Source organism: Enterococcus sp. AMC1252 (assembly GCF_058216515.1).
The window spans coordinates 1561488-1584080 of the sequence record NZ_CM177097.1 but is presented as its reverse complement, the minus strand read 5'-3'; the positions used below and the strand labels follow the sequence as shown (position 1 = coordinate 1584080).

Annotated in this window: 22 protein-coding genes; 10 read left to right on the top strand and 12 right to left on the bottom strand. The window is 31.0% G+C overall.

Annotated features, from left to right (window positions below):
• Nucleotides 1-5: 5 nt before the first annotated feature.
• Nucleotides 6-413, bottom strand: a complete 408-nt coding sequence (locus AC4BB5_RS07505) for a DUF2000 family protein (protein ID WP_490458725.1) — start codon at nt 411-413, stop codon at nt 6-8.
• The gene (locus AC4BB5_RS07500) at nt 410-949 is read right to left on the bottom strand and encodes a hypothetical protein (RefSeq protein ID WP_490458724.1); all 540 of its coding nucleotides are present in this window, start codon (nt 947-949) and stop codon (nt 410-412) included. Before AC4BB5_RS07500 ends, AC4BB5_RS07505 begins: the two co-directional genes overlap by 4 nt.
• Before the next feature lie 891 nt (nt 950-1840).
• On the opposite strand from AC4BB5_RS07500, the gene AC4BB5_RS07495 reads away from it, so the two are divergent.
• Complete coding sequence (locus tag AC4BB5_RS07495; RefSeq protein ID WP_490458723.1) at nt 1841-2107, top strand: hypothetical protein; 267 nt, start codon at nt 1841-1843, stop codon at nt 2105-2107.
• A gap of 123 nt (nt 2108-2230) precedes the next feature.
• Here the strand turns inward: AC4BB5_RS07495 and AC4BB5_RS07490 are convergent, their stop codons facing one another.
• From AC4BB5_RS07490 to AC4BB5_RS07450, 9 genes are all read right to left on the bottom strand, one after another.
• Nucleotides 2231-3454, bottom strand: coding sequence for a hypothetical protein (locus AC4BB5_RS07490; protein ID WP_490458722.1), 1224 nt, complete (start codon nt 3452-3454; stop codon nt 2231-2233).
• Nucleotides 3447-4460: a hypothetical protein gene (locus tag AC4BB5_RS07485; RefSeq protein ID WP_490458721.1), complete on the bottom strand. Its 1014-nt coding sequence runs from the start codon at nt 4458-4460 to the stop codon at nt 3447-3449. Before AC4BB5_RS07485 ends, AC4BB5_RS07490 begins: the two co-directional genes overlap by 8 nt.
• A 453-nt stretch (nt 4461-4913) precedes the next feature.
• Entirely contained in the window at nt 4914-5855 is a 942-nt protein-coding gene (locus AC4BB5_RS07480; RefSeq protein ID WP_490458720.1) for a hypothetical protein, read from the bottom strand.
• A 425-nt stretch (nt 5856-6280) separates the two neighbouring features.
• Entirely contained in the window at nt 6281-6658 is a 378-nt protein-coding gene (locus AC4BB5_RS07475) for a hypothetical protein (RefSeq protein ID WP_490458719.1), read from the bottom strand.
• Between the two features lie 514 nt (nt 6659-7172).
• Nucleotides 7173-7511 (bottom strand): hypothetical protein, encoded by a 339-nt coding sequence (locus AC4BB5_RS07470; RefSeq protein ID WP_490458718.1) that lies wholly within the window; start codon nt 7509-7511, stop codon nt 7173-7175.
• A gap of 367 nt (nt 7512-7878) precedes the next feature.
• Nucleotides 7879-8220, bottom strand: coding sequence for a hypothetical protein (locus tag AC4BB5_RS07465; RefSeq protein WP_010765423.1), 342 nt, complete (start codon nt 8218-8220; stop codon nt 7879-7881).
• 14 nt (nt 8221-8234) lie between these two features.
• Nucleotides 8235-9536 (bottom strand): T7SS effector LXG polymorphic toxin, encoded by a 1302-nt coding sequence (locus AC4BB5_RS07460; RefSeq protein ID WP_490458717.1) that lies wholly within the window; start codon nt 9534-9536, stop codon nt 8235-8237.
• On the bottom strand, nt 9526-9912 hold the full coding sequence (locus AC4BB5_RS07455; RefSeq protein WP_490458716.1) for a hypothetical protein: 387 nt from the start codon (nt 9910-9912) through the stop codon (nt 9526-9528). Before AC4BB5_RS07455 ends, AC4BB5_RS07460 begins: the two co-directional genes overlap by 11 nt.
• The gene (locus AC4BB5_RS07450) at nt 9909-10199 is read right to left on the bottom strand and encodes a TIGR04197 family type VII secretion effector (RefSeq protein WP_490458715.1); all 291 of its coding nucleotides are present in this window, start codon (nt 10197-10199) and stop codon (nt 9909-9911) included. The genes AC4BB5_RS07455 and AC4BB5_RS07450 overlap by 4 nt, the downstream gene beginning before the upstream one ends.
• A gap of 864 nt (nt 10200-11063) precedes the next feature.
• On the opposite strand from AC4BB5_RS07450, the gene AC4BB5_RS07445 reads away from it, so the two are divergent.
• From AC4BB5_RS07445 to AC4BB5_RS07425, 5 genes are all read left to right on the top strand, one after another.
• A complete protein-coding gene (locus tag AC4BB5_RS07445; RefSeq protein WP_490458714.1) occupies nt 11064-12755 on the top strand; it encodes an AIPR family protein in 1692 nt (563 codons plus the stop codon).
• A gap of 102 nt (nt 12756-12857) precedes the next feature.
• Nucleotides 12858-15440, top strand: a complete 2583-nt coding sequence (locus AC4BB5_RS07440) for a SpaA isopeptide-forming pilin-related protein (RefSeq protein ID WP_490458713.1) — start codon at nt 12858-12860, stop codon at nt 15438-15440.
• A 152-nt stretch (nt 15441-15592) separates the two neighbouring features.
• Entirely contained in the window at nt 15593-15907 is a 315-nt protein-coding gene (locus tag AC4BB5_RS07435; protein WP_490458712.1) for a YdcP family protein, read from the top strand.
• A gap of 12 nt (nt 15908-15919) precedes the next feature.
• A complete protein-coding gene (locus AC4BB5_RS07430) occupies nt 15920-16288 on the top strand; it encodes a YdcP family protein (RefSeq protein ID WP_490458711.1) in 369 nt (122 codons plus the stop codon).
• An 18-nt stretch (nt 16289-16306) separates the two neighbouring features.
• The gene (locus tag AC4BB5_RS07425) at nt 16307-17659 is read left to right on the top strand and encodes an FtsK/SpoIIIE domain-containing protein (RefSeq protein ID WP_096922273.1); all 1353 of its coding nucleotides are present in this window, start codon (nt 16307-16309) and stop codon (nt 17657-17659) included.
• A gap of 19 nt (nt 17660-17678) precedes the next feature.
• Here the strand turns inward: AC4BB5_RS07425 and AC4BB5_RS07420 are convergent, their stop codons facing one another.
• A complete protein-coding gene (locus AC4BB5_RS07420) occupies nt 17679-20054 on the bottom strand; it encodes an ATP-dependent helicase (protein WP_096922272.1) in 2376 nt (791 codons plus the stop codon).
• Between the two features lie 304 nt (nt 20055-20358).
• Here AC4BB5_RS07420 and mobT point away from each other — a divergent pair, with 304 nt between their 5' ends.
• The 4 genes from mobT to AC4BB5_RS07400 are packed head-to-tail and all read left to right on the top strand — an operon-like array spanning nt 20359 to nt 22581.
• Nucleotides 20359-21558: a MobT family relaxase gene (mobT, locus tag AC4BB5_RS07415; RefSeq protein ID WP_441007176.1), complete on the top strand. Its 1200-nt coding sequence runs from the start codon at nt 20359-20361 to the stop codon at nt 21556-21558.
• Nucleotides 21555-21848, top strand: coding sequence for a hypothetical protein (locus AC4BB5_RS07410; protein WP_096922268.1), 294 nt, complete (start codon nt 21555-21557; stop codon nt 21846-21848). The genes mobT and AC4BB5_RS07410 overlap by 4 nt, the downstream gene beginning before the upstream one ends.
• Nucleotides 21845-22066, top strand: coding sequence for a hypothetical protein (locus tag AC4BB5_RS07405; RefSeq protein ID WP_010818494.1), 222 nt, complete (start codon nt 21845-21847; stop codon nt 22064-22066). The genes AC4BB5_RS07410 and AC4BB5_RS07405 overlap by 4 nt, the downstream gene beginning before the upstream one ends.
• Before the next feature lie 14 nt (nt 22067-22080).
• Entirely contained in the window at nt 22081-22581 is a 501-nt protein-coding gene (locus AC4BB5_RS07400; protein ID WP_490458710.1) for an antirestriction protein ArdA, read from the top strand.
• The last annotated feature ends 12 nt before the right edge of the window (nt 22582-22593 follow it).

The window sequence follows — 22593 nt, the reverse complement described above, 5'->3', positions numbered from 1 at the left end:
TATTCTCACCTCAATAAACTAAATTTTTTGGTTAACGTTCTGATCTGTTCATCTTCTCCATACAATGCAACAACGACTGGCTCTAAGTCCTTCAATTCATTAGTAGAGATTTCTATTTTATAGTCAGAAAATTGATTGTTTAAACGTTGTCCCTTACTTGTAAACACGACAGATTCAACCGAGTCTAGCTCATTCACTGTCTCAGTAAGTGTCAACAGTGCTGTTGGATTAGATTTTAAAATAACTAAACTGTTCTTTATAGCTGCATGCTTGTTACCATTTAAATCAATTATTTTTTCTGAATCAATCATATCTTCAGTAACATTTGCTAATGCGGCTGATACAATAGCAATCACATTGGCTTGTTCTCCAAATGGAAGATTTTTATTAATTATTATTGCTGTTCGCTTCATTTATTATTCTCCTTTTTTTTAAAAATTACCCAGGGCATGGAAATTCCTTCTCTAAGAATTGCATGGATTTTTAAATTAAAATACTCGGCACATAACGAGTTTGTAATACACGCTGTAAAGCTTTGGTCTTGATTATTCTTAATAAGTTTTTCACATGCTTCCTCATTTGAATCCACATACGTTAACTTTGCGACAGATGAAATACTTGTAATATCTGTCACTAAGTTTTTAGTTGCTTTATGCAAAAATAACTCGCTACACTCTTTTGGTTTCTTGGAATTGCTTGCAAATACTAAGCTGGGTATTTTTTCGACAAAACTTTTGTGTACTTCTAAATCATTATCCATAATAAATTTATTAATGTCTGGATATGCGCCTGGAATCAAAACCTTTTGAATTGTATTTTTCTTTAACGATTCAATTGCTCGTTCAAAGCTTGAAAATCCTTTTAATTCATCACGTGTACTTAATTCTTTAGCGATATGCATACTACATGTCAATTGACTCATTTCATTTCCCAACGTTCCTAAAATCATTATTCTTTAACTCCCCTTTTATTACAGAAAATTCTGCATATTCACATCAAATTTTTATTTTTCACTAAATATAACAATTTAATTCTAATAAGTCAATAACTTTCTGCTTTTCCCAAGATAAGTATAGCCTTTCTTGAATAAGCTATTTAATCAAAGTTACTTTCTGTTTAAAACTTTCTGAATAAACCGAATTTTTGTTCGTTTTTTTCTCTGTTCGCCTTGATTCTCTCTGTCGATTTATTTATACTTAGTGTATAGAATGGAAATAAAAAAGCTGAGTAAGTCCTGATTCAGAACATCACTCAACTTTATGACAATTTAATCCTTGGCACCTTTTTGTTTGGCTGGAACCGAACGGAAATGGTCTTGAAATCTTCAAAAACTGTCCTCACAAGTTTGCCAATAGTAAATGAATCACTAGCTTATTTGTCGTGTCTCTTTTTGAGCCACCACTAGAAAGGATTGCTAGGTTTCTTTAAGGTACTATTGACTTATTCAGGTATTGGACATTGCGTCAATGCCTTTTTTGTTTCTATTCTAGGTCTGATTTTTATCGATGGTGGTGATAATGAAACGTAACGATGTACAAGTTAAAAAATAGAAAAATAAAAAACGGCACCTTACAACCTGACTGGAATCATGTTGCAAGGCCCCGAATAAACAGCCTCACGCTGCTTATCCGAGTTGCCGATAGCGCGTACCGAAGTACTCGCATGTTTTATTGTACTTAATTTTGATTGATTTTACTAGTCTCTTTACTGGATTCTTTCATCTTTTTGGCGATTTCATGTGTTCTTTGGCGAACTATTGCACACGATGAGGCACAGATAGGTCTGATCGTTTTTTATTTTCCTGTTGGTTTTTCAAAAAAATAGGAATGGATGTGTAGTGATGAGTAAAGAACAGAATTTGAAGGCGGTACCTTATCAGGATATTTTGGATGTGCGGAGTGAGTTGATCAAGCTTCGGTCTTGGCAGAAGTCGTTGGCTTATTTGGATGAGTTTTTTGATGGGAATGTTACGAGGAATAAGAAGGATATGCGGATGCGGTATTATTCTTGTCAGCAGTTGTATCAGGTATTTTCTGGGGATTTTGAGGGGGTTTTGAAGGAGAGTGAGGAGATTATAGCGAGGATGGTTCAGAGAGGGAAAATTTAACAATAGTCATAAGAGGAGCTGAAAACAAATTCTCAGCTCTTTCTTTGTGGTTACACATTTCCAGTAAAGTAAGATTATTGAGTCATTCCTCTGTTGTTTATTTAAACCATTTAAACAAAAGAATTACCAATATATTTTAATGAGAATTATAATAATAACCAGAAAAATTATTAGTGTTAGCCAATATATCCACTGATCTCTATATAATGAAGGCTTTGTTACAATGCTTTTAAAGTCTTTATCAGAAAATCCAAATTTTTCTACATATATCTTTTTTAATGACAAAAAATACCTTTTTCTTTCAAAGTAATTTACCAAGAATATGAAAATAAAGAATATAATTGCAAATAGCGCAAAAATAAAAATAATTGCTATTCCTTTATTTTTATCAGTAAAATCAAAATTTTTTATGAGAATTACTTTTCCATAATAAGCCAAGCCAACTGTTGTTATTAAGCCCAATAAACTCTTCATCAAAGTACTTTTGGAATCCAATTCCATTTTATGATAATCAATAAACTCATCTTTCAATTTATTTTGCTGTTCAAAATACAATTTTGTTTCATTTAACATTATTCTGTTGAGTATGGAATCTAGGCTTGCAACTGGATCTTCAATACTTTCAATATCATTTAAGGAGCCTAAATATTGTCTAACTACTTTTAAAACAGTTTCTATTTTAAAACTCTCTTCATGTTTAGATAAAATCCACTTATAGCATTCAAAAAATATATTGTTTTCAAAAGAGTCCCATTCATTCCATAAAATTTTTAGAACATGATTTTTTGAATTTTCACAAAAAAAGGTGAACTCAAAATATGTAGACTCTTCACCGACAAATATTTTACTCTTTTCCGCAATTAAAAAGAGAGAGAATAGTTCTCTTAAGTAATTTAACGATTCTACCGACTCTGCTTCATATTCCTTATAAAAATTATTAAGTTCATCAAAAAGGGTAGGCGGAATAATTATTTTTTCTTCAACAATACCATCTGTAACAATATTGTTATTTTCAATAATACTAGAATAGATTTTTTTATCTTTTCCAAGATCCGTATTTAACTTATATATAGCAAATCGATTTCTTGAAAAATACCTTAAATTACTAAAATCTTTATCAATATAATATTTTAAAAAATCTTCAAACTCTATTTCAGAATATATGAATTGCCTATCTAAGAATAAAATATTCTTATGATTATATATTTCTAGTTCATTATTATTATAATCATAATCACTATTTGATATTTTTAAAAGTTTTACTAGTTGACTTTTTCCTATTTCATCTATACTAATAATAGCAGAAGTTCCTTGCCAATCACAATTGTCAAAAATATTCTTATCCATTTTCTGCCTCAATTTCTAGCATCTTTCTGACTTTTTCTTTGTAATCCTTATCTACAGTTAAGGTTAATTTATTGCCTTTAAGTTCAATGTTTTTTCGCTTTAATTCCTTATACAAATTATCTACCATAACTTTAGCAGAACTTGAAATTTTTATTGTTCTTCTGTATTTTTCCAATAATGCATCTGCGCTAATGCTAAATTCTGCATCTAATACATTGAATAAATCTTTAGAAAATAAATCATTAGAATCTATCACATATTTTTTTGAATCAAATTTTAAAGTAGAAAAAACTTCTTCTCTATCAAATGTTTTATTATCAAAAATAAAATCTTTAACCTGTCCTTTAATATCTTGATAATCTTCATAAGTAAAACCAATATCAGGATTAATTAATCTATCATCTTCTAAATAGTTCACTAAATCCGTTGTATTCACATAAGAATCTCTTTGTCTCTCCAATTCCAAGAATCCAGAAGCCCAATATTTGGCTATTACTTTATTCCTATCAACAACAGTAATACCATCAAAAGAATTCTTATTGAATACTACAATTTTGTAATACTGTTTATCAACACTGAGCCCCTCAATAGGTTTAAATGTTATTCTATCCATGATTTTAATTTCTTCAAATTTTAATAAAATTAGATTTTCTGAAGTGTGCTTTGCAAAAAGTAACCCTTCTTTTATCTTTCTATTTCTACGTCTTGTTCCATCATTTTCTTCTATTTGTTCTTCAAATAATAATTTTTTAGCCAAATTATCTAGTTCTTTGTTGATATCACTTTCCTTTACGTTTCTTTTCTCAAATACCTTTTGATTATATCCAATAACAGGATGTTTTTTATCACTGACTCTTTCATTAGGAACTTGATAATATATTTTATTTGAAGCTAGATTATCAAGAATCATTTTAATCACTAATTCTATATTTTCAATTTGATCATTACTTAATGCAGGTCTACTTGAAACTTCATCAGCAATATCGTATGCCTTATAAACCTTCATAAAAACCTCCCCGACAAACATTTTATAATCATTATACTACAAAATAAACGATATATCGATTTAAAAATAAGAAAAACTATAATTTTAGAAAAAATATTACATATAATTTTCAATATTCAAAAATATCAGATATGACAAAAGATAATACATAGCTAAAAAAATCTCCTGAACTAAATTTAGCTAAAAATAAAGAAAAGAACATTAAGAATAATATTCTTTTCTCTATAAACATATCATTATAAAAATACTTTTAGATCAAAATGAATCTGATAACTTTCCTAATTATATTTGTAGGATTAACCCATAGACCCGTCCATTTAAATTATTACATTTATATAGATTGAATTAGGTTCATTTTACTAAAGAATTCTAGTTTTTCAATTAAAAGATATAGTAACAAACTTAGATACTTCTATTTATAAATACAGACATTAGTTTGGGGCGCTATATATATCAATGTTTCCTTTTTCTATACTGCTTATATTTTAAAACAGATTTTCTTTTCCTCTTATTCATTGCTATTCCTTCTTTATATAGTTGAAAATATCTAGTCTTTTCTCTTAAAAAATATATACCTAATGTACCAACCATAAATAACATACTAAAAACAATAACTCTGATTATTCCCAAAGTAAATATTGGTTCTATATATGAATTTTCATTTGAATTATTAAACATTGCGTACATCAATTTTAAAAATAGAGGTGTCTCTTTTATAAGAGAACCTATTATTAATGATAGATATAAGTAAAAACTACCACTAAAAATCAATTCTTTGTTACTATTCCATTTTAGTTTTACACTCTTTTGAATATTTTCTCCTGAATCATTACCATTACTGAGATTGAAATAAACATCTTCTGAACTATAGTACAGTGTAATAGCAGTTAGAAGAGGAAAAACAGTCCACCACTGTGTATCAAAAAAACCCATAAAGATTATTATAGTGGTACTTATAATTATAAAGTACCATTTCATTCCTGCTATCTTCATGCCAATGTTTATTACGCTTATATAAAAAAGCATAACACTACACATTAAAATAATTTGATATAGAGAATCTGTAATGACGTCCGATAATCGGACAGAAAAAAATCTATAAAACACTAAAGTTAATAACGGTATTATAAAGTTAATTGCACTAACCAATATAAAATTATAAAACAATCTATAAATCTTTAATTTCTTACTGTCTCTATATTTTTCTTTATTAGTGTTCTTTAAATAGGTCAAATACCATATCAAGTACAATATCACAATAATTGAAAGAACTATTACTAGAATGTTTTGTATAATATCATTCATATTTTTAAAGAACAATTTGAAGCTTATCAATATTCCGTACATAAATATTGATAAACAAATTCCTATCCTATTTCTTATTTTTTTCATCATCAAATACTCCTTTTTCTAAATAATACTAAAAGTAAGTATAAATCTCGTTTAGATTTTTTTATAGATATCTCTTTCCTTAGAACATCCCTTTAAATTGTCTGTCTATTATCTTTTCAAGCTGAATAGAAATAAACTAGTTAGTCTTGTGCATCATTTTTGACTATCTAAAAGTCTGAATAAAAGGAGTTTTCTGCGTAGATACCCCACGCTCTTTCTCTCTAAAACATTCTATATAGTAAGGTGCACTCAGCAAGCGAAAATCTTCGCTAGTTGGCGGCGTACTTTTGCACTCTCGTCATCGTATATATACAATTATGAATATTTAGCACTATTTATGTAAAAACCAGAAATATTGTTAATATAAGATTTCTGGTTTTTTCTATTTAAATTATGTTCTATCGTATTGCCAGAGCTGCTAATAAAAATTACTTAACATCAATAAGTTCTACTCGCTCTGCTAAAACCCATCCATTCATTCCATATGAAGAATATAAAACTTGATAAGCTACATTTGCATTTCTGATTTCATTTTCCAATTCGTCGAAGGAATCATACATTATGGGCCACGCACTTTTTTCTCCTTGCTGTAATAACTCTTCATTTTCTGTAAAAAAATCATCGAGTGGTCTTTCCTCTAAATCTAAAATCACACTATATGGCATTTCATCATAAAATTTATAAGTAAAAATATTATGAAATACTACTTGTTTTTCCTTTATGTCATTACTTACTTCTAAAGTTATCTTTTTTTCTTCGAAGTTTACAGTATAACTTTTTATTATATAATCATGCACATTGTTCATATCTACTACTCTCCTTTTTGTCTAGGTGGTTTTTTATTCCAATCCCACTGATGCCTATGTGGAAATGTTGAGTTAAAATTACATATCAAAGAGCCTGGATTAACAGTTGAAGCAACATTAAAAAACTAAAAAATAATAGTAATACGACCACAAGCATTCTTCTTATAAAAAATGAAATTTTCCAAATATTATTGCCTATTACAAATTGAAATATTAAAGATTCCACATAAGCTGAAATTAAATACAAAATTATGAAAATACAAATAGAATCCAAATTACTTGTCTCTGTAGAACTTTGGAGTATAGAGCCTCCTACATTTATTACAGATATCACAAAAATAGCTAAAGGAAATAAAAAGAATTCAATCCCTCTTATTATTTTACTTAGAACATCTTCTTCATGACCTCTATTTTTTATTTTTCTTACATATTTTTGGTATACATATCTCAAATAAAGTGAAATTGAATACGAGCAAACAACTATTATACTGATACGAATAGCATAATCAATTGATTAAATTTTCTTAAGATAAGCTAAACCAAACATCACTACCGGAAACATTATTAAAAAGAATTTGTTATACCCTTTTAATCTTGTAAGGTTTTCCTTAAATTTTTCATCTTTTATTTTATATTCTTGATGATTTTTTACAACTACTGATTGTTGAATTTGAGTTGCATTAATATTTATAGCTGAATTATCACCATGAGTTGTTATATTGTTGAATTTTTGATCTTGATTATTTATTGATTTTTCTGTCTTTTCTATGACTTTCTTTTCTTCAAAAATGCCTAAAATTGTTGTAACTAAAGTTATGATTGCGCTTATTGCAGTTAAAATGGGTTCAATCAATTTTAATTCTCCTTTTTACCTAATCATACCAAGAGTAAGAAAAAATAGCTATATTGATTTTTTTATAAAATATCTATTTTCTTAGAACTGTCCTTTCATTTTGTCTGTCCGATACCTTATTCCCTGCGCAACAAGCTCAAATCTCCGTTGCTTTATGGCTCACTTTTGAACACACATTATCGTATCTAATACAAATCTGAATACTTAACGCCATATATGTAAAAACCAGAAATCTTGTTAACTTAAGATTTCTGGTTTTTTCTATTTTAGCTTGGTTAACTTTCATTATTTATTCAAAATTGTAATTTCAGGCTCAGAGTCATTAATAAATTTAATGATAAAATAATAAAAAACATCCTTTACAAAATCAATTTTCCTTAAGATACTTACTTTTCAAATCCATATATTCTTCATAAGCTTCATCTATTTTTTCTTTACATATTTTCTCCCATAAGCTGACTAAGAATTTCCTCTTTTCACTAGCATTCTCAACATTTGAATCGATATCCATCTCTCCTCCAAATCCTATACAATCTTCCACACCATGGACAAAGCCATTTCTTCCAGCGTATGCTATTTCATGTTCTACAATAGTGCATCCTTTACTTGATTCAATTAGATCTTTAAGTTTTGCGCCTTTTTCCAAATCTTGATTCAAGTCCACATCATCGTCCAAAAAGAGTTCTATTAATATATGTTCCATCTTCATTTTATAATCCATCCTTATTTTTTATAATCATGTTTCGTCGTAATATCAGTAATTTTAATATTTCCATTGCTATCTCGTTCGTATGTTATTCTGCCTTGACCTCTTCCTTTCCCCACACCTTTTAAATCAATAGCTCTTTCACCACTTCTGTTGTGTCCTAAAGCGTGATCATTCAAACCAGAACCATCAAGTTCTCCCTTTTTCAATTTATCTAAAGCATCATCTAATGCTTTTTTTTGTTCTGGAGAAAGCTTTTTAATTTTTCTTTGCACATTTTTAGGTATTTCAATCTCTACTTCATCAGTACTAGAACCACTCAATGAAATGCTAGGTGCATTATTTATTATATCCGAAATGGACTGTCCAGCTTTGAGTACCCCAGTCCCTTTTTTAATAGCATCCGCTATTTTTCCAACTTTTCCAAGATTTCCTAATATTCCTCCAAATCCAGGAGCAAGGGGCATTTCATTTTTCATTATTTTTATTTGTTGGATTCTGTACTGGTCTTCCTTTAAAGAATCCTTACATATTTCCAATTGTGCATATAGTTCTGGATATTTATCTGGGGAAACAATTTTGCCATTTTTCATTAGATACCAGTGACCTAATTCATTTTTTACGATTTCATACCCATCTAATTGACCAATTGCTTGTTTTACTCGTGCATCTTTCACTTGTTGTTTCATTTTTTCACGTTGCTTCCAACGTGTATGAATAGGTTTTGCCCATGTCATGTCTAAACCTTTCAAATCAAAAGTACCTGTTGCTGGATTCCACGCTTTAGAATTGGCTACTTGCGCCAAACCTGCATTAAATTCTTGTTGACTCGCTTCATAATCTGAAAAGAAACTTGCTGATTGACCATCGTAGGCATGAAACTTTTCTAATTTTTCCCGACGTTTATCAATACTTTCGCAGGCATTGATATATCTCCGTTCCAAATCTGGTCGCGATGTTTTAGCGGTACTCATTTGGTGGTCTAAACGTTGTTTCAACTGCTCAAACTGATTGATTTCTTCCAAGATCAAGTCCTCATCCGTATCAATCCCACTAACAGTTCCTTGATATTCACTAAGAAACTTTTTATGCGCACTTTCCAACGCTTCACCTGTCATTATAGCAGATTGACATAACGGTGTATAAGCGACCATAAAATAGCTTTTCGCCGAATCATAGGCCTTACTAGAAAGTGGTGCAGATAAAAACAGTTGGATACTCGCTTGTAACGACGTGATTGCCTGATTCGCTTGATTGGTCAATTGAGAAGCTTGTGATGATCGTGCCTGTGCTTCACTAACGTAAAATTTAAGCCCCATTTTCTTTTGCCTCCGGCTTCTTCCAAAAAGCTTGTAGTTCCGCCTTTAGATTTTCTTCTTGATCAAACAACGTCCGTTCGTCTTTTTTTAGCTGAATGAGTTGTTCATCAAATTCTCGTTGGGCTTTTTTAGCAAGATAAAGACTCTCATCTCCTCTTTCTTCAAAGAAAGCTCGCTCGTCTGCTTCACAGTTTCCTAAGACAAAATCATAAGCAGCCTGTTCTTGTTGTTGTAGCTGAAAAAATTCTTCTTGTTGCTCTTCTATGTAACGTTGCTCTTTTCTAATCGCTAACTGATCCTCTTGAAGTTGTTCCAAACGAATCCTGAACTGATAATTTTTTTGATCAAATTCTTGTTGTTTCTGGACTTCACTCATGACAAACCTCCTGGAAAATTAAATTTCGTCAATTGTGCAATATTCTGATCGATTCGTTCAAACTCTTTCGCGACAGAATGTATATTGTCACCAGCTGAAACAACACTTGTAGATAAAGCTGCTAATCCTTGTTGGTAGTTATTGAGCGATTGTACAGCTGGGGCGTTGCCTGAAACATTGGTGCTAGAAGATGATACAGAAACACTTATACTATTTAATGCGCTAGCAGATTGACTAAAAGAAGCCGAAATACCACCGGCAATACTTGAATTACTATTAATAGCCATTTTGTCCCTCCTTATTTATCATATTGTCTAATTTAGTTTATCATATAACAGACAAATTATAAATATGAAAAATGGATTAAAAAGGAACTATAAATGAATACTTATATATAAATATAAAGAAATTATAAATAATAATGTACATAAAATATTGAATGAGTGAAAATACAGACCCTCTAATGATTCGCCTAAAATTAAAAAGGCTAGGAATACTGATTTAACAGTGTTCCTAGCACATATTAAAGGATTAACCCACAGACCCTTCCAGCAGAAAGTTAGCTTTTTCTGAAGGCTCTAATGGGTTCTAAACGTTGATATAACAGCATTCTGTTTTTCTAGTGAATACTGTTGTATCCCGTTAATTTTTATCAATTGTAGTTAGTTTTGAGTTAGTTTCAAATTATTTTAATAAGAAAAATAAGGATATTTTTGATTTTCAGAAAAAAATATTATTGCGAGCAGAATAGAATACTATAATTAATTAGGATCAAGGTACACATTTTTTATCGCTTTACATTTAGAGTGACTGAATCATTCCACTGATCTCAAATTTACAATTTATTAATAAGTAGGAACTTAGAAGGACAGTCATCATATTTCATTCATAGCAGATATTATCTAGTAAGTATTGTGTACACACTATTCATTTTACATGTCTAACTTAACGATCTTTATGATATAATTAAATATATCTTCATTATTTGTCATTTAGGGGGTTTGATTTATATATATATAATACCGAATATTAACTCTTCTTGAAAAGAACAAATTTTATAGCTTAATTTTACCATTCTAAAACTAAATAAGCATATATGTCTAGAATTTCAGTAATAAAACTATCAATTAAAAGATGAGAAGAGGGATCATGTGGGTAAACAAAGTGATTTTGATTTAATAGAAAAAATTTCTAAATATTACTACGAAATTTGTATAGAACAAAATATCATCTCACCAAAAAAAACAATAGCAGATGACATGAAAAGTCGTTTAGGATTTTATTTTTTATCTCTCGAATGTATTACAGGAAACTCTGATTTAAAAGAGCTATCAAAAATGATGAATGACACAGAATATCTATCCTTAGTTGAAGACGTCTCAAATGATGACCATGGAATAGACGCAATTAATATTGATGAAGAAAATCAAGAGATTCAACTTTTTAACTTTAAATATCGAAATAAGTATAAAAGAGAATCTAGGCTTTCAGAAAATGATGCAACTACCAGTGCAAAATTTATTGGAGCTATAAATGCTGGTGGAAATTCAACTACAGGTAAAACAAATGAATTTATACAACAGATACTTGAAAAATATGACTCAAAAGGGAATTGGAAATCTAAGTTGTACATGGTATCTAACGAATGTCACGAACTTAAAACTTCAAGTATCGAAAAAATTTCATTTGTTTTAGAAAAATTTGATTTTGAGGTAGAATCAATAATTTTAAAAGATTTATCAGATATACTAAAGGGAACCCCAAAACCTTCCAAAGCCAAGGTTATATTAGATGCAGACTCTGTGCTATCTTTTAGAGAACAAGGGTTGTCGTCAGATACATCATATATAGCAAAAATGTCGATGGCTGATATTCTAAGAATTTGTTCTGACAGTATGTCACTAAAAGAAGATTACACCTTAATTGATTTTGATAAATTACAAGATGCTAATTTGGACTTATCGCTATTATTTGAAAATGTAAGAGGCTTTATTGAGCGAAGCAAATATAATGATGAAATAATTAAAACAATTACAAATGAACCAACAAAATTTTTCTTTTATAATAATGGAATTACTATCGTCTCTGATAAAATTGATAGTGAAATGACCAATGGGAAGAAAAAATGTATACTCCATTTAGATGGATTTCAAATTGTTAATGGTGGTCAAACAGTTAGAAGTATGTTTAAAGCTAATAAAGAATATTTTGATGACGAAAGATTAGAAGAGGTGTTTACATTAGTTCGTTTGTTTACTACAGGAGTAGACAATAGTACTAATAATAAAATCGCCCAATTCACAAATAGCCAAAATAGTATTTCACCAATTGTTCTAAGATCTGTAGATCCTATGCAATTAGCCTTAGAAAGATATTTTGAATCAGCAGGTATTAATTATATCCGAAAAGTTGGCGATACTGGTAGGACCTTCTCTACTGACATGAAGCGGATGCCTATGGAAACAATGGGACAAATATTATACTCTGTACAAGGTAATCCTGAAAAAGTTACCAATCAGAAAAGCAGAATTTTTGATAAAGAATATGATAATATTTTTTCAGAAAAAAATTTAAAATTAGAAGATGCATTGAGCCTTGCTCAAGATTTCTTTAATAATGAAGAAAAATTTAATTGTACAAAACAAGAAAACCTATATCTATTATACCTAAATAATAATTTCGGTATAAGCTTTGAAGATTCTTATAAGCTTTTGAATGAAACAATTACCAAATATAGAAAAGGCGAAGATCTTTCACCAGCAAGGAAACTAATACAAAAAGGTTTTAAAGATAAGTTACTTGAATCAAAAAAACTTAAACATGATCGAGATTTAAAACTTTAATCAATTACTTTTATAAATTTTAATTAAATAAATTAATTTAATGAGGTTCCTAAAATTAGGAGCCTCTATTTTTTTATTCAATAAAGAATGGAGAAAAAACAAATGAATAAAATAAGAATCCAAGCGATTACACTGTTTAGTCTACTAACAGTCCTAATCGCTTTTTTTATTTCCCCTATTACTACATTCGCAGCTACAGTAAATTATGAAAAAGTAGCGAACTATATTTCCACATGGCACGTCAAATCATTAGGTGGCTTACACTGGACCGATGAAGGCATCCATATGATTAAAGCGGACAATCAACCTGCATTTTGCATTGAACATGGAACACTTCTTACTGGTGGTTCTGGGTTCACTCCCTCAGAACTGACTATTGCAGAAAAAGAACGACTTTCATTAATTGCGTACTATGGTTACCAAATAAACCCCACTATTGATAATTATGGGATTACTCAAAACTTAGTTTGGCTTGAATTTGGTGATGAATTACTAACCACAAATATTCCAAATTTTGAGAAGCGAAGAAATGAGATATTAAATCAAGTCAAAAATCATAATACTAAACCGACTTTTAATAACCAAACCATCACTCTAAAAGTTGGTGAGTCCGTTACTTTAGAAGACAAAAACAATGTCTTATCCAAATATGTTAAGCAACTTAGTAATTCTGCTAACCTCAAAATTGAGAAAAACGGAAATAAATTAACATTGACTGCTACCAAAGATTCTAAGGAATCTGGAACTATTAAATATGGTATTGCTGATTCCAATTCAGTGGGTCAAAGCTTTGTTTATGCAAAGCCTAATGAACAAAAAGTGGCCACTTTTAAACTTTCAAATGCGGGTGAATTCAATCTGAATGTCAAAGTGAAACTAAATGGCAATATCAAAGTAAAGAAAATCGATAAAGATACTGGAAAACCTCTACCAAATGCTAAATTGAAATTTGAGTACAATAATCAAAGCAAAGAAGTGATGACAGATTCTAACGGACTTGCTCAAATAAATGATATTACTCAAGGTACAACTGTAACGATTAGTGAAGTGACTGCACCAGATGGTTTCTTCAATCAAGGCGAACTAAAAAAAGTGGTAGTAGAACCAAATAAAACCATTGAAGTAACTTTAGATAATGCACCTCAAAAAGGACAACTTTCCCTCATAAAAAAAGGAAAAGTACCTGAAGGAATTGAAAAGAAAGAAACAAAATACGGTGATTTATATGAGTTCAAATTTGATTATCAACCTCTTGCAGGTGTGACCTACGATATTCAAACGACTGAAGACATCAAAGTAGGCAGTACCACTCATGCTAAAAAAGGTGACACAGTTGCTACTGTTGTAACTGGTGATGATGGAGAATTGATTAATATGCCTCTTCTCTACCTTGGTAAATACCAAGCTATTGAAAAATCTGCACCTGATGGATTCATTATTGATTCCACTCCGATTCCTTTTGAATTCACTTATCAAGGGCAAACCATTGAGTTAGTCTCTGAATCCTTATCCGCTACCAATGAATTTCAAAAAATAAAATTAACCCTTCACAAATCTGAAGAGATCATCAAAGATTGGAAAGAAAACCTCCCTATTCTTGATGTCCAAGAAGCAAATGATAAAGTATTTGGTTTGTACACAGATCAATCAATGGAATTTGCTGATCAAGAAATCCCTCAAGACTCTTTAATTAATTATGGAACAGTCGAAGAAGGTCTTTTAACGCTGGATGAGCTTCAATATCCAGAAGGCGACTATCACTTTAAAGAGCTAGATTCAGGTACTGATCACGACTTAAATCCCAACAAGTACCCTTTTAGCTTTAAAACTGAAGACAATGATTCACTGAAAGAAATTACGATCTATGAGTCTCCTACCGAAGAAGGTTCTGATATTCCAATCTTAAACAAACTACATTTTAATGAATTTCGTATCAAAAAAATCAATGAGCAAGCGACAGTAAAAAATAAAAATGGGTATGAATTTAATTATGACGGCCTAGGAACAGGTGCTGAATTTACACTTGAAGATGAAGATGGAAAAGTTTTACAAACCGTTTCTATCGACAAGGAATCCATAGGAACCTTTTCAAACATTCCTGTAGGGACGTTCTATCTGAAAGAAAAGTCCCCTTCTTCCGATTATTACCTCCCTCTTGATTCTATTATTCAAATAACTTCTACTAAAGAAGGCATTAAAGCGACAGATACGGATGGAAAAGTGATAGGAGAACAGCTTTCTGATAATGAAGAAACTCCTATTCTATTAGAAATCAAAAATGATTTAATAAAAGGAAGTGCTGAACTAACTAAGAAAGATGTTTCTACTGGTGAAATTCTTCCAAACACAGATATTAGAATTCTTGATGAAGATAAAAACTGTATTATTGAAGGAAAAACGGATGAAAAAGGAACCTTCACCTTTAAAGAGTTACCAAAAGGAATCTATTACTTCCAAGAATTTGGTGCGCCACATGGCTACCAATTAGATGAAACACCAATACAATTTGAAATCACAGAACACGGAAAGGTGGTGAAATGTGAAATGACGAATAAAAGAACGGAATCAACTCCATTGCCACAAACAGGAGAATCACGCAGTTCTCTTCTACTTGGCATTGGTATTGCCTTATCTCTTAGTGCGCTAGCTTTTATTGGCGTAAAGAAAGTAAAAAAATCAAAATAAACTGACGACTAAACACAAGAATCTACTTTCTAAAAGATTCTTGTGTTTTTTATGTCTTCTAGGAGGGTTAATATGAATCCCATTCGCTCGCCAACAACAGAGCATGAAAATCAAACGTAATTAAATCAACTAAAAGAAAGAGGTAATTAAATATGGAATTAAAACACATTATCCCCAATATGGAAAAAACATTCGGTCAGCTGGAATATGCTGGTGAAGGAACAGTCGAACAAAGACGAATCAATGGAAAACCGACTGTACTCTCTCGTAGTTACAATCTTTACTCAACGATTCAACGCGCAGATGATATTGAAGTCATTTTACCTGCGGATGCTGGTGAAAAGCATTTTGAAGTAGACGATAAAGTGAAGCTTGTGAATCCCAAAATCACAGCTGAAGGATACAAAATTGGAACGAGAGGATTCACAAATTACATCATGAACGCTGATGATATTGTGAAATTATAGGAGGAAAAAAATATGAGATTAGCTGAAGGAATTGTCATTGAAAAAGAAGAAACATTTGGTACATTAAAATTTTCGGCTTTGCGTCGAGAAGTTCGTATCCAAAATGAAGATGGAACTGCTTCAAACGATATCAAAGAGCGCACTTACGATTTAAAATCAACCAGTCAAGGTCGTATGATTCAAGTAAGTATCCCTGCTTCTGTTCCACTAAAAGAATTTGAGTACAACGCAGAAGTGGAATTAATGAATCCAATTGCAGATACAGTCGCTAATGCCACTTATCAAGGTGCTGATGTAGACTGGTATATTAAAGCTGATGACTTGATTCTAAAAGATAAAAAAACATCTTCACCAAAGCCAGAGATCCCATTAAAAAAATAATCTTATAAAGGAGATTTAATGATGAATTGGACTTATCGCGGAAAACGGATTAGATCGAATGATAAAAATCTCCTTTATCATTTTATCCTCGCTACACTACCTCCTCTTTTCCTTTCTGTTCTCTTGTTGTTCTATCATAAACAACTTCTTCAAACGAACTGGGAAAATGTAAGTCTTATAAATGCAAACATACACTTAAATATCCCCTATTTAATGAGCAGTCTCTTCACTGCTCTTTTTGTTTGCCTTTTAGTAACTTATCTTTACTATCACTACCAAATTGATCATATTAAACAATTGCAGCACCGTCAAAAATTAGCACGAATGATTCTAGAAAATGGTTGGTATGAATCCGAACAAGTACAATCAGACAGCTTTTTTAAAGATTTAGGTAGTAGTAAAGCGAAAGAAAAAATCCGTTATTTTCCAAAAGTTTATTATCGTTTGAAAGATGGTTTAATTCATATTCACGTAGAGATTACAATGGGGAAATATCAAGATCAACTCTTACGATTGGAAAACAAATTAGAAACAGGATTGTATTGTGAACTTACTGATAAGATTCTTAAAGACTCTTATGTGGAATACATCCTTCTTTACGATACGATTAACAGTCGGATTACCATTGATGACGTTCAAGCTCAAAATGGACAACTAAAATTAATGGATAATGTTTGGTGGGCTTATGACTCTCTACCTCATATGTTAATTGCTGGTGGAACAGGCGGAGGAAAAACTTATTTTATCCTAACGATTATTGAAGCCCTTCTTCAAACCAATGCCACTATTTATGTCCTTGATCCAAAGAATGCTGACTTGGCTGACTTAGAAACGGTTATGCCAAATGTCTATTATAAGAAAGAAGACATGATTGACTGCCTAAACCAATTTTATGATGAAATGATGCTACGAAATGAAAACATGAAATTAATGGATGGATATAAAACTGGTAAAAATTATGCCTATTTAAATTTACCTGCTCACTTTTTAGTTTTCGATGAGTATACTTCTTTCATGGAAATGATTGGACGTGACAGTATAGAAGTCATGAGTAAGCTTAAACAAATCGTGATGTTAGGACGACAATCTGGATTCTTCTTGATTTTGGCTTGCCAAAGACCTGATGCAAAATATTTAGGTGATGGCATCCGTGATAACTTTAATTTCAGAGTAGCTTTAGGCAGAATGTCAGAGCTTGGCTATAACATGATGTTCGGTGAAAATGATAAAGACTTTTTCTTAAAACCTATCAAAGGTCGTGGTTATGTAGATGTTGGAACAAGTATCATTAGTGAATTTTATACGCCTCTTGTTCCAGAAGAACATGACTTTCTTACAGCAATTAAAAATAATAGCGAAAACAACTTTTAAAAAAGTCATTTTCGCTATTTTAAACAATTTTTATATTAGATTCCTTAACAAATGGAGACATTATAGTTGGTTTATTATTAACCATCCTAGGGTATGTTATATATAAATTTTCTTTAGCCCGAGTAATAGCAACATACATTAAACGTCTTTGCTCCTCAATTGTTGTTGGGGGAGATGCTTGTTCGACAAGAGAATCTACATCAAAAGTACACTTCTTTTGAGCTCTGTAGTCTGGAAGAGAGTTATTATATACTCCCTTTACAAAAACATTCTTTTTTCCCAATCCTTTACTTGCATGAATTGTTAATAAGTACAGTGCATTATATTTGTTTTCATCATACTCTTTTAATTTCTTTTCCATAGTCATTTTTAGAGTGATTGATTTTTCATATTGTTTTAGAAGCTTACCCCATTTTCCGGCAGAGTTGAGCTCTCTTTCCAACCAAGTCCTTTCTTCTTCACTAAGTTCTTTTACAAATTTAGGTGTAGAAATTAAACATCCTACAAACGTTGTTAAATTAAGCTCATCTGTTTTTATAAAATTCATGAGCTCATCAAAAAATAATTTAATGCTTTTTTGATCTTTTTCTTTAATCGATTTTCTATCTGTAACAAATTGAGCGATTTTTTCTGCGGTACACGAACTATTAATTTCAGTAAAAGAGGTGCTATCTGCGAACGGAATATAATAATAAGAGCAAAAATTTTGAATAAGTCGTTTGTATATTATTAATTGTTTAGCTCTATCTTTTGTTTCAGAAATTTCTATTAATAATTTGAAAAATTGCTTAAAGAATGGTAACCCAAAAATTCCTAACAGATCATCATCAGGTTTTGTGACAAAAGGAATAGACTTCTCTTCTAATGAGCGAATAAGTGATCGCAGTTGTAACCTTGTAGGATAAAGGACTAGTGTCTCTGTATAATTGGGTTCATTAACGTTTTTCTGAAAAGGTTTCTCTTTGACAGCCAATTCAATAGCTTTAGAAGTAATCCAATTTGCCTCTTCTTCTTCATTATCAAAAGCTTTAACGTAACAGTCGTTATGCATAATGTTTTTATTTGGGACCATAGATTTTTCCAATCGATCATGAGAATTATTCACAATTATTGTATTTCCAGCTTGAACAATTGGAGCATCTGATCGGTAATTTTTCATTAATTCAATAGAAGTTTGTTGATATTGTTTATCAAATTCTTTTATATATTTAGGCTCTGCACCGCGGAAATAATAAATACTTTGGTCATCGTCCCCAACTATTATTAATTTACACTCATTAGTAGATTCCTGATCCTTATCCGGGGGACAAATTAGTTCTACAATTTGTTTTTGTAATGGATTTATATCCTGAAACTCATCAATAAATATATATTTATATCTGTTTTGGATATCGTTCAGTGCTTGATTATCATTTTGTAAAACTAATTTTAAATTACACAACATATCATCAAAAGTAATAACGCCCTCAGCTTTCTTTTGCTTATTCAGATCCAGAATAAAGTTAGCAAAAACCTCACTAAGTTGTGTATTTTTCAAAAAATCATTATCATCAAAATGTTTTTCAACAAAGGCTATAATATCTTCATCTTCAAACCCCATATTTAACCAGTAACTCAGGCGTTCAATTATTGTTTTATCCCCATGTTTATCAAAATTGTAGAGATTATATTTCCTAATGAGACTCCAAACAATATTTTTATATTTTATTTTATCAATAATTCCAGGTATGCCAATAGAAGCAATATGTGGATAGTCTTTTATAAGCAAGTTGTACTCAGCTAAAAACCAACCATGAAAAGTTTGCACAGGTATCTTGCTTTTCCCTTGTAGATATTCAATTACACGATCTTGCATTTCTAATTTAGCTTTTTTTGAAAAAGTACACATCATAATTGAGGATTCTTTTACATTTTCTTTAAGGACAAGATATGCAGCTTTCGCGCAAATTGTTTGTGTTTTCCCACTTCCAGCTCCTGCAATAATTCTTAAATGATTATGCATGTCAAAACGAATTGCTTTAATCTGATCCCAACTAAAAGGATTACCACCATTTAATTTTACTAACTGATTAAAAATATTAGCATCGGCATCTGTAGGCAATATCTCTTCAATATTAGTTGTTTTTAAAGCATCTAAAGTACCAAAACGAATTCTATATTCTTTCAGTGTCGCCTCTAAGTATATATTTTTATTTTTTAATTCATTCATCTTACTATTTAAATTTTTTAATTCAGCATCTCTCTCAAACATTAGATTCTGTAATTCTACTTTTTGAGTATTTATCATTTTTATTGCATTGTCTTTCTCAGTTAATTTATTATCTAAATCCTTTTTTTTGTCACTAAAAGAGAAAAAATAATTACTAATACGTTGCATAATTTCTAAAAATGTCATTAAACTCATCCTCTCACTTCACATTATACAATGAAAATATAATTTAAGCTAAACCCTTTTTAAATAAACCAAACATGAAGAAAACAAAAGCTTCCGTCGTGCAACGCGAAAGACGGCTGCTTTTGTTTGTAGAGTTTGTTGTGGCGTTAGCCACAACAACTCGTTAGCCCCCCTATACCTAACAGGGGGGCACAAAAGCAACTGGAAACAGTTCCTAAAATATCCTAAAGCCCTTACTCACAAGGATTATTAACATACTATGCAGATGTAAACTAAGCACCAAAAGTTTACATCTGTATTTTTTATTGGAGGTTTGCGATTGAACACAAATGAAACTTGGAGAAAAGAACTAAAAAACAAACGGTTAACTTACGGTCTCTCACAAAATAAGCTCGCCCTAGCGTCTGGCATTACTCGTTCTTATATAAGTGATATAGAAACTGGAAAAGCATTACCTACACTTAATCTAAAAGAAACTCTAAATAGTGCTTTAGAACGTTTTAATCCAGATAATCCTTTGGAGATGCTTTTCGATTATGTCCGAATTCGATTCCCCACCGATAAGGTAGATCATGTAATTGAACATATTTTACGAATCAACATAGATTATATGCTTCATGAAGATTTTGCTTTTTACGGTTACCAAGAGCATTTTCGTTTTGGTGATATTGTCGTCATGATTTCTTATGATATTACGAAAGGCACACTACTTGAACTCAAAGGAAAAGGTTGTCGTCAATTCGAAAGCTTTTTATTGGCTCAACATCGTAGTTGGTTTGATTTTTTTCGGACTTGCTTGGAAGAAAAAGCAGTCTTTAAACGACTGGATCTAGCAATTAATGACAAAGTTGGCATCTTAGATATTCCTGAACTGACCCGAAAATGTAAACAAGAAGAATGTATTTCAGTTTTTCGTAGCTTTAAAAATTATCGTTCTGGAGAATTGGTTCATCGTGATGAAAAAGCAGATATGGGAAACACCTTATATATAGGCTCACTGAAAAGTGAAGTCTATTTTTGTATCTACGAAAAAGACTATGAACAATACGCCAAAAACGCTGTCCCTATTGAAGAAGCGGCTATCAAAAATCGTTTTGAAATTCGTTTAAAAAATGATAGAGCCATACATGCCGTTCAGGATTTACTAGCTTTTAACAATGCTGAAAAAACAGCCTTTGATATCATTAACCGTTATTTACGCTTTGTAGATAAAGACGAGACAAAACGGCGAACAGATTGGAAAACCAATGAACGTTGGGAATGGTTTGTTGGCAAAAATCGTGGAGCGCTAAGATTAACAACAGAACCTGAACCGTACTCGTTTGAACGAACCTTAAATTGGTTACGGCATCAAGTTGCCCCGACATTAAAAGTAGCAAAAATGTTGGATACCTTAAATAAAACAGATATTGTGGATGAACTTATTCGTGAGGCTCGTTTAAATGAGCGACATGAAAAAATAATAGAACAACAATCTTATAGTATGGAGGACGTCATTTTATGAATCGTCTAACAAAAGAATTAAAACTACTTGGATTTTTTTGTTTCAAAGAAAATGAACTATATATGTTAGATACAGGAAAGTACACTTCTTTAGTCATTGAAGGATACAAGAAACCAAACAGTATTTACTATCGATACACCTTTTACAAACAAACTTTTCATAAGTACCGCTCTAATAGTGTCACAACTTATGGAAAACAATTAACTCCTGCAAAATTACTAGAACGTGTGCGCATCTATTTATCGAACAGAACAACTTATTTAAATGGAAGGAGCAAAATAGAATTATGAACTTTGGACAAAATTTATATACCTGGTTTTTATCCAATGCACAATCGCTCGTTTTAATGGCCATTGTTGTGATTGGGATTTATTTAGGCTTTAAACGTGAATTTTCAAAACTCATTGGGTTTTTAATCATCGCACTGATTGCGGTTGGATTGGTTTTCAATGCAGCTGGCGTCAAGGATGTATTATTGAATATTTTTAATAAAATTATTGGTGCCTAGGAGGAATTCGTACAATGGAAATGCAAGTTTATATTGCCAATCTTGGCAAATACAACGAGGGTGAACTGGTCGGCAACTGGTTCACACCTCCTATTGATTTCGATACAGTCAAAGAACAAATTGGATTAAACGATGAATATGAAGAATACGCCATCCACGATTATGAGCTTCCATTTGATGTCGGTGAATATACACCCATATCAGAAATCAATCGAAAATGCGCATTAATTGAAGAACTAGAAGGAACAGAATTTTATGACAACATCTCAGAATTTATGAATTACTGGTTTAATGATATTGAAGAATTAATAGAAAATAAAGATGATATTATTTGTTATCCAGATTGCGATAGTATGGAGGATGTGGCTCGTTACTATGTAGAAGAAACAGGAAGCCTTGGTGAGATTCCAAGTAATTTACAGAACTACATTGACTATCAGGCTCTTGGACGAGACCTGGAAATTGAAGGGAGTTTTTTAATTACTTCTAATGGAATATTTGAATATATTGGATAATTTATCATTTGT

Excerpts from the sequence above, each read along its gene's own strand:
- AC4BB5_RS07505 (WP_490458725.1), bottom strand. The coding sequence starts at position 413 with ATGAAGCGAACAGCAATAATAATTAATAAAAATCTTCCATTTGGAGAA.
- AC4BB5_RS07500 (WP_490458724.1), bottom strand. The coding sequence starts at position 949 with ATGATTTTAGGAACGTTGGGAAATGAAATGAGTCAATTGACATGTAGT.
- AC4BB5_RS07495 (WP_490458723.1), top strand. The coding sequence starts at position 1,841 with ATGAGTAAAGAACAGAATTTGAAGGCGGTACCTTATCAGGATATTTTG.
- AC4BB5_RS07490 (WP_490458722.1), bottom strand. The coding sequence starts at position 3,454 with ATGGATAAGAATATTTTTGACAATTGTGATTGGCAAGGAACTTCTGCT.
- AC4BB5_RS07485 (WP_490458721.1), bottom strand. The coding sequence starts at position 4,460 with ATGAAGGTTTATAAGGCATACGATATTGCTGATGAAGTTTCAAGTAGA.
- AC4BB5_RS07480 (WP_490458720.1), bottom strand. The coding sequence starts at position 5,855 with ATGATGAAAAAAATAAGAAATAGGATAGGAATTTGTTTATCAATATTT.
- AC4BB5_RS07475 (WP_490458719.1), bottom strand. The coding sequence starts at position 6,658 with ATGAACAATGTGCATGATTATATAATAAAAAGTTATACTGTAAACTTC.
- AC4BB5_RS07465 (WP_010765423.1), bottom strand. The coding sequence starts at position 8,220 with ATGAAGATGGAACATATATTAATAGAACTCTTTTTGGACGATGATGTG.
- AC4BB5_RS07460 (WP_490458717.1), bottom strand. The coding sequence starts at position 9,536 with ATGGGGCTTAAATTTTACGTTAGTGAAGCACAGGCACGATCATCACAA.
- AC4BB5_RS07455 (WP_490458716.1), bottom strand. The coding sequence starts at position 9,912 with ATGAGTGAAGTCCAGAAACAACAAGAATTTGATCAAAAAAATTATCAG.
- AC4BB5_RS07450 (WP_490458715.1), bottom strand. The coding sequence starts at position 10,199 with ATGGCTATTAATAGTAATTCAAGTATTGCCGGTGGTATTTCGGCTTCT.
- AC4BB5_RS07440 (WP_490458713.1), top strand. The coding sequence starts at position 12,858 with ATGAATAAAATAAGAATCCAAGCGATTACACTGTTTAGTCTACTAACA.
- AC4BB5_RS07435 (WP_490458712.1), top strand. The coding sequence starts at position 15,593 with ATGGAATTAAAACACATTATCCCCAATATGGAAAAAACATTCGGTCAG.
- AC4BB5_RS07430 (WP_490458711.1), top strand. The coding sequence starts at position 15,920 with ATGAGATTAGCTGAAGGAATTGTCATTGAAAAAGAAGAAACATTTGGT.
- AC4BB5_RS07425 (WP_096922273.1), top strand. The coding sequence starts at position 16,307 with ATGATGAATTGGACTTATCGCGGAAAACGGATTAGATCGAATGATAAA.
- AC4BB5_RS07420 (WP_096922272.1), bottom strand. The coding sequence starts at position 20,054 with ATGACATTTTTAGAAATTATGCAACGTATTAGTAATTATTTTTTCTCT.
- AC4BB5_RS07410 (WP_096922268.1), top strand. The coding sequence starts at position 21,555 with ATGAATCGTCTAACAAAAGAATTAAAACTACTTGGATTTTTTTGTTTC.
- AC4BB5_RS07405 (WP_010818494.1), top strand. The coding sequence starts at position 21,845 with ATGAACTTTGGACAAAATTTATATACCTGGTTTTTATCCAATGCACAA.
- AC4BB5_RS07400 (WP_490458710.1), top strand. The coding sequence starts at position 22,081 with ATGGAAATGCAAGTTTATATTGCCAATCTTGGCAAATACAACGAGGGT.